Below are 5,057 nucleotides of genomic sequence, written 5' to 3'. Positions count from 1 at the left end.
CGATCACCTTCAGCCTTGTTTCCACGGGCAAAGGCGGCACCCGCGAGGGTCGCGTCTTGTCACGCTTGAGACCGGCCACGCCCTCATCGAGATACCGCTGCTGCCAGCGCCAGACCGTGGGTTTCGACGTGCCCGCGCGTCGCATAATCTCGAACGTGCCATGACCGTCCGCTGTGGCCAGGACGATCTCGGCCCGCCAGACAAGCTTGCGCGCAGTGTTGCGGTTGCTGATCAGGGCTTGAAGCTCAGTACGGTCGGCGGGGCCAAGGTAAAGGCAGATGTCATGGCGTCTCATGCCTCAAATATGGCACATCACGTTGCCGATGGGAATCTCCTGTCAGGTGGAGAACACTAGTGGTTCATTGAGAGGGGAACTACCATGGACGTGCGAATTATTGTCGAGACGACTTTCGAGAACGGAACCACAAAGAGGCATCGTCTCGGCCGCCTATCCCGCCCGTTTCGGCGCACGCAACCTGAGGGTTTCGGGTTGTTGCTCGAAGATGCGAAGACGATCCTGGGGCAATTGCAGAATGCGATCCTGCGCGACCAGATCGAGGAAATTTCCGAAGCCAGCAGGATCTGTCCGGACTGCGACGGGGTCCGGGCTATACATGATTATCGGTCGCGGGTGCCCGACACGCTTTTCGGCAGGTTCGAGGTCAAAGCGCCGCGCATTCGCCGGTGCGCCTGCAATGCAAAATCCGATGTTGTCTTGGGCGGACCGCTTTCGCCTCTCGCTGACTATTTTCCGGATCGATCGACCCCGGAACTGCGACGCCTTCAGGCCGAACTTGGGGCGCGTCATTCCTTCCGGGAAGCGGCGCGTATCCTGGAAACCTTTCTACCTTGCGCGAAGCAGGTGAATACATCGGTGCGCAATCGACTGGGCAAAGTTGCCAGGGAAATCTGCGACAGCGAGCAGACTGAGCCGTTGGTTCCTTCAGCCGCCAAAGAGGCGCCTGCGTTGACGGTTTTCCTAGACGGTGCGCATATCCGATGCAGGCCGGAATACCAGAAGCGACACCTCGATGTTGTGGTTGGCAAGATCGAAAGCCACGATAGGTGCCGTCGCTTCGGCTTGGTGCAACAAGCGGTCCTGTCGCCTGCCAGTCAGCTTCGCCGGGACTTGATGTCTCTCGGTTGGGATCGCGAACAAACCGTCACGGTAATTTCGGACGGGGAACCAGCCCTGCCAAACCTCGTCCGCAATGCCGTCGGTGGAAAGGTACGCCACATCCTCGACTGGTGGCATATCTCGATGCGTATTCAGCACGTCGAGAACGCCGTAAAAGGCCTGCTGCAGAGCAGGGGTTTCTCCGGCATTCCAGTGCTGTTCAAACGTCCGGCCGAAACGCTGCGATGGTACCTTTGGCATGGAAAAGTTCTTACGGCCACGACCAGTCTGCAATGGTTGATCGTCGATTGCGCCCGGCTGGTTACAGATGACCGCGTGGCAACTGAAGCCACTCGGCGAGTGCAAGCTCGCTGCCGAGACCTCTATTCATACCTTGCGAACAACATGGACAACCTGACGAACTACGGCAAGCGACATCGAAGAGGCCTTCCGGTCTTTTCTTCCCGAGCAGAGGGCTGCGTGGACGACATCGGGAACACCCGCATGGGCAAGCGCCGCCGCATGAGATGGTCGCCCAAAGGAGCCCACCGCGTGGCGGTTGTCCGCGCCGCCGTTCTCGACGGTCGGCTAACCGGCGCCTACCAAAGAGCAGCCGCATAACCCCCAAGTTTTGCCCACTCCCTGCTGCGGCAGGATGGTACATCCTGCAGCCGACCCACTCCCAGACGAGTACTCAGACGGACGAAAGAATGGCACTTCCCGCAGGTGCGCTTGCAACTGTCAGGCTGCCCCCAAGTTTCACCGAGCAAGAGCAAATCGGCAAGCGTGCCTATGGTGCGGCCTGCGCGACCTGCCACGGCGTCAATGGGCAGGGTCAGGACGGCGTTGCTCCACCGCTGGTGCACAAGATTTATGAGCCGGGCCACCACGGTGACATGGCGTTTGTCCTCGCAGCACAGAATGGTGTTCGGGCGCACCATTGGAAGTTTGGCAACATGCCAGCTGTCGAGGGCGTAACACGAGCAGAAGTATTGAATATCGTGGCATATATACGGGCTCTTCAAAGGGAAAACGGAATTAACTGAGTGACCTGTCGACCTGAGGCAAAAGCATAACAGCCATCCAGTAGATAATAACTGTCATCAACGGGGAGAGAAACGAATGAAACCTAAATTTATCGCAACGCTAGCACTGGCATAGTCCGGAACAGGTGTTCTCGCCGATGGACATGCAACCGGCGACGCATCAGCCGGAGACAAGGTATTTAACAAGTGCAAGGCCTGCCACTCAATCGTCAGGACGGATGGTGACGTTATCCGAAAGGGTGGCGCGGTTGGGCCAAATCTTTATGGTGTGTACAACCGAACAGCAGGGACCGAAGAAATGTTTGGGAATAAATTTCGGGACTCTATTCGTGAAGCGGGCGAGAATGGCTTGGTCTGGAACGAGAGCGATTTCGTAGCCTATATTGCAGATCCGAAGAAGTTCCTCGCGACTTTTCTGAACGACAGCAAGGCGAAATCTGGCATGTCATTCAAATTGAAGAAAGAAACGGATGCCAAGGCAGTCTGGGCTTATCTCGTTTCGGTTGGACCGGAGGTTGAGGCCGATTAGATTTTTATTCGTTTGCACGGCTCTTTTTATGCTCGGTGCGCCCTTTGTAGCGGCTGAAGATGCCCCTCTGTTTCCAGTCAGACCACTGATTGCACCGGTTGGGGATCACGCACGTGAACCCTCGCTTTCAACACTGCCCGATGGTCGGATCGTGATGAGTTGGACCGAAGGTAACAACGCCGTTCGGATGGCCCTGTTCGATGGCACCTCTTGGACGGAGGCGCGTACAATTCATCAATCTGAGACACTGTTTGTGAACTGGGCCGACTTTCCGTCAGTCGTTGGGCTTAGCGATGGGACGCTTGCAGCGCATTGGTTGGAATTGAATGGGCCGGGCAGCTATCAATACGACGTAAAGATCGCTTTCTCCTTCGATGAGGGTCTGAACTGGACAACGCCAATCATACCCCACGATGACCGATCAAAGCGTGAACATGGTTTCGTGTCGCTAATCCCTGCAATTGGCAGAGCCTCGCAACCGCTGTATTGCGGCCTTCAAGCCTTGTTTGTCATGCTTTGACGCGTGATCGGTTCTTGGATCGCCCGGTATTCACGCCGGACACGGGTTGATGCGGCGCAGTTGAACGAGGCGTCGCATGTTATATGCGAGGTTCTTCATCCCGATCCTAGCCTTGGGGTTCCTCCCAACAAAGGTACGTAATGCGACATAGCGTTCACGCCATGATGTTAGTCTGATGGCGTTTTTCGTGTTTTCGCCCCGCCCGTTTTGCTGCTCTGTTTATGCTGCCTTTTTCGGGGGCAGGATGCCAAGGGTATCGCGGAGCTTTTCCTCGAAGAAGTCGTGCTCGCCGAGCATGTTGATATGTGCCCATGACATGGGCGAATGGGAGGCGATCAGCATTATCGGCGGATCAGCAGGCTGAAGTGAGAGACAAGATCAAAAACGGCGAGACGATCTCAGCCATTGCACGCCATTTTGAAACCAGCAGGCAAACAATCATGCGCGTCAGAAATCAGGGATAATCCTATGTCGCATTTCGTACCTTTGTTGGGATAGACCCAGACTTAGCAACGCCCGCCTCTTTAGCCGCCTTGTTCAGAGATAGTTTTGCCATAGTTTTTCCTGCCTATTATCGGTGGTCTGGTTCGGTTCTGCATGTTCGGTAGAACCAATTTACATGAAAACCACTACGGCAGGGAAGGGAAGGGACAAAAGGTTCAAAACCCTTCAACAACCGCTTTGATTTTGAACGGGGTTTGTGGTGGCGGAAAACGGGGCAGGCCCAGCTTGCAGAACCACCTGTAGGCCAGGTTGAGATGAACATCCTCGACGAGCCGCCGTTCCGACCGAATGCCATACCACGTCTGTGACGAAACATCGAAATTCGGCAGCCCCCACGCCCAAGACAACGAAAGCGGGCATGGAGAAGCTACCGGATGATCGTCTTGCACTTCCTGGATTGGAGATATGACGTAGTTTAGAAGATAGGTCCTTCGGTGTGCCTCGGCTAAGATGTTGGCTGCGCACCATGCCTATGGACCGTTTCGACAAGCGAATGATGCCCACCTTGTCTGGGTGCAAACCAGCGGTGCAGGGCGGGCATGACCAGTAGGGTCAGCACGGTTGACGAAACAAGCCCCCCGGTTACCACAGTGGCAAGCGGGCGTTGGACCTCGGCACCGACGCCGGTGGCGAAGAGCAATGGTGCCAGCCCAAGTGCCGTCGTCATGGCGGTCATCAGTACCGGACGCGCGCGCAGCCCTGCGGCCTCAATGGCCAAAGCCTCCAGATTGCGACCGGCGCGCGCAAAATCATCCATGAAACTGACCAATACCATACCGTTGCCCAACGCGATGCCGAACAATGCGATAAACCCGACGGTAGCAGGCACCGACACCGGTAACCCTGTCAGCCAGAGCGCCATCGCACCACCTGTCAGCGCCAAGGGGATATTCAACAGGATGAGGATCGCTGATTTCAGGCGACCAAAGGTTACCAGAAGGATCAGCAGAACGATGCCCAACGTAATCGGAATAACCACTTTGAAACGGGCATTCGCCTGTTGCTGAAGCTCGAATTGGCCGCCCCAAACCAAACGATACCCGGGCGGTAGATCCAACTGAGCGTCCGTCAACGTCTGCGCTTCGGCAACGAAAGAGCCGATATCGCGACCGCGCACGTTGGACTGGACCGTGATGAAGCGTTCGCCATCTTCGCGTGTGATCTGGCGTGGACCGATTACAGTTTCGATATTGGCCACTGTGTCCAGCGGCACCCGTGCGCCCGAAGGCGATTCCAGCACGATGCGTCTGATCGCCTCCGGTGTGTCGCGGCTTTCTTCGTCAAAACGCACCATTATCGGAAACTGTCGCACGCCCTCGAACAGTGATCCGGCCTCGGCCC

Annotated in this window: 8 protein-coding genes and 1 pseudogene; 5 read left to right on the top strand and 4 right to left on the bottom strand. The window is 56.4% G+C overall.

Going from position 1 to position 5,057, the window contains the following annotated elements:
• Positions 1–295 (bottom strand): helix-turn-helix domain-containing protein (locus A3722_RS03725; RefSeq protein WP_150120421.1); only part of this gene is annotated, 295 nt, incomplete at its 3' end.
• A gap of 84 nt (positions 296–379) precedes the next feature.
• Here A3722_RS03725 and A3722_RS03720 point away from each other — a divergent pair.
• The 4 genes from A3722_RS03720 to A3722_RS03705 all read left to right on the top strand — a co-directional run bounded on the left by A3722_RS03720 (position 380) and on the right by A3722_RS03705 (position 3,212).
• On the top strand, positions 380–1,738 hold the full coding sequence (locus A3722_RS03720; RefSeq protein WP_067627257.1) for an ISKra4-like element ISSusp4 family transposase: 1,359 nt from the start codon (positions 380–382) through the stop codon (positions 1,736–1,738).
• Between the two features lie 89 nt (positions 1,739–1,827).
• A complete protein-coding gene (locus tag A3722_RS03715) occupies positions 1,828–2,163 on the top strand; it encodes a c-type cytochrome (protein ID WP_082849339.1) in 336 nt (111 codons plus the stop codon).
• Positions 2,164–2,461: 298 nt separating this feature from the next.
• Positions 2,462–2,692 carry a c-type cytochrome gene (locus A3722_RS25170; protein WP_009827263.1) on the top strand — a complete coding sequence of 77 codons (231 nt, stop codon included), beginning with the start codon at positions 2,462–2,464 and terminating at the stop codon, positions 2,690–2,692.
• 28 nt (positions 2,693–2,720) lie between these two features.
• Positions 2,721–3,212 (top strand): sialidase family protein, encoded by a 492-nt coding sequence (locus A3722_RS03705; protein ID WP_009827264.1) that lies wholly within the window; start codon positions 2,721–2,723, stop codon positions 3,210–3,212.
• 219 nt (positions 3,213–3,431) lie between these two features.
• Here the strand turns inward: A3722_RS03705 and A3722_RS25065 are convergent, their stop codons facing one another.
• On the bottom strand, positions 3,432–3,554 hold the full coding sequence (locus tag A3722_RS25065; RefSeq protein WP_269084660.1) for a hypothetical protein: 123 nt from the start codon (positions 3,552–3,554) through the stop codon (positions 3,432–3,434).
• Between A3722_RS25065 and A3722_RS23090 the strand changes: the two genes are divergently transcribed.
• Positions 3,524–3,676: a helix-turn-helix domain-containing protein gene (locus A3722_RS23090; protein ID WP_114865794.1), complete on the top strand. Its 153-nt coding sequence runs from the start codon at positions 3,524–3,526 to the stop codon at positions 3,674–3,676. The two genes, A3722_RS25065 and A3722_RS23090, sit on opposite strands and share 31 nt — an antisense overlap.
• Before the next feature lie 225 nt (positions 3,677–3,901).
• Here A3722_RS23090 and A3722_RS23085 read toward each other — a convergent pair.
• Positions 3,902–4,012, bottom strand: a pseudogene (locus tag A3722_RS23085) (transposase); the annotation flags it as partial.
• Positions 4,013–4,161: 149 nt separating this feature from the next.
• Positions 4,162–5,057 (bottom strand): efflux RND transporter permease subunit (locus tag A3722_RS03700; protein ID WP_150120420.1); only part of this gene is annotated, 896 nt, incomplete at its 5' end.

Origin of the sequence: Sulfitobacter sp. HI0027 (genome assembly GCF_001634775.1) — a bacterium.
In the GTDB taxonomy this organism is placed as follows: domain Bacteria; phylum Pseudomonadota; class Alphaproteobacteria; order Rhodobacterales; family Rhodobacteraceae; genus Sulfitobacter.
The sequence above is the reverse complement of the archived record's forward strand: the minus strand, read 5'-3'. Positions and strand labels throughout refer to the sequence as shown.

Excerpts from the sequence above, each read along its gene's own strand:
- A3722_RS03720 (WP_067627257.1), top strand. The coding sequence starts at position 380 with ATGGACGTGCGAATTATTGTCGAGACGACTTTCGAGAACGGAACCACA.
- A3722_RS03715 (WP_082849339.1), top strand. The coding sequence starts at position 1,828 with ATGGCACTTCCCGCAGGTGCGCTTGCAACTGTCAGGCTGCCCCCAAGT.
- A3722_RS25170 (WP_009827263.1), top strand. The coding sequence starts at position 2,462 with ATGTTTGGGAATAAATTTCGGGACTCTATTCGTGAAGCGGGCGAGAAT.
- A3722_RS03705 (WP_009827264.1), top strand. The coding sequence starts at position 2,721 with ATGCTCGGTGCGCCCTTTGTAGCGGCTGAAGATGCCCCTCTGTTTCCA.
- A3722_RS23090 (WP_114865794.1), top strand. The coding sequence starts at position 3,524 with ATGACATGGGCGAATGGGAGGCGATCAGCATTATCGGCGGATCAGCAG.
- A3722_RS25065 (WP_269084660.1), bottom strand. The coding sequence starts at position 3,554 with ATGCTGATCGCCTCCCATTCGCCCATGTCATGGGCACATATCAACATG.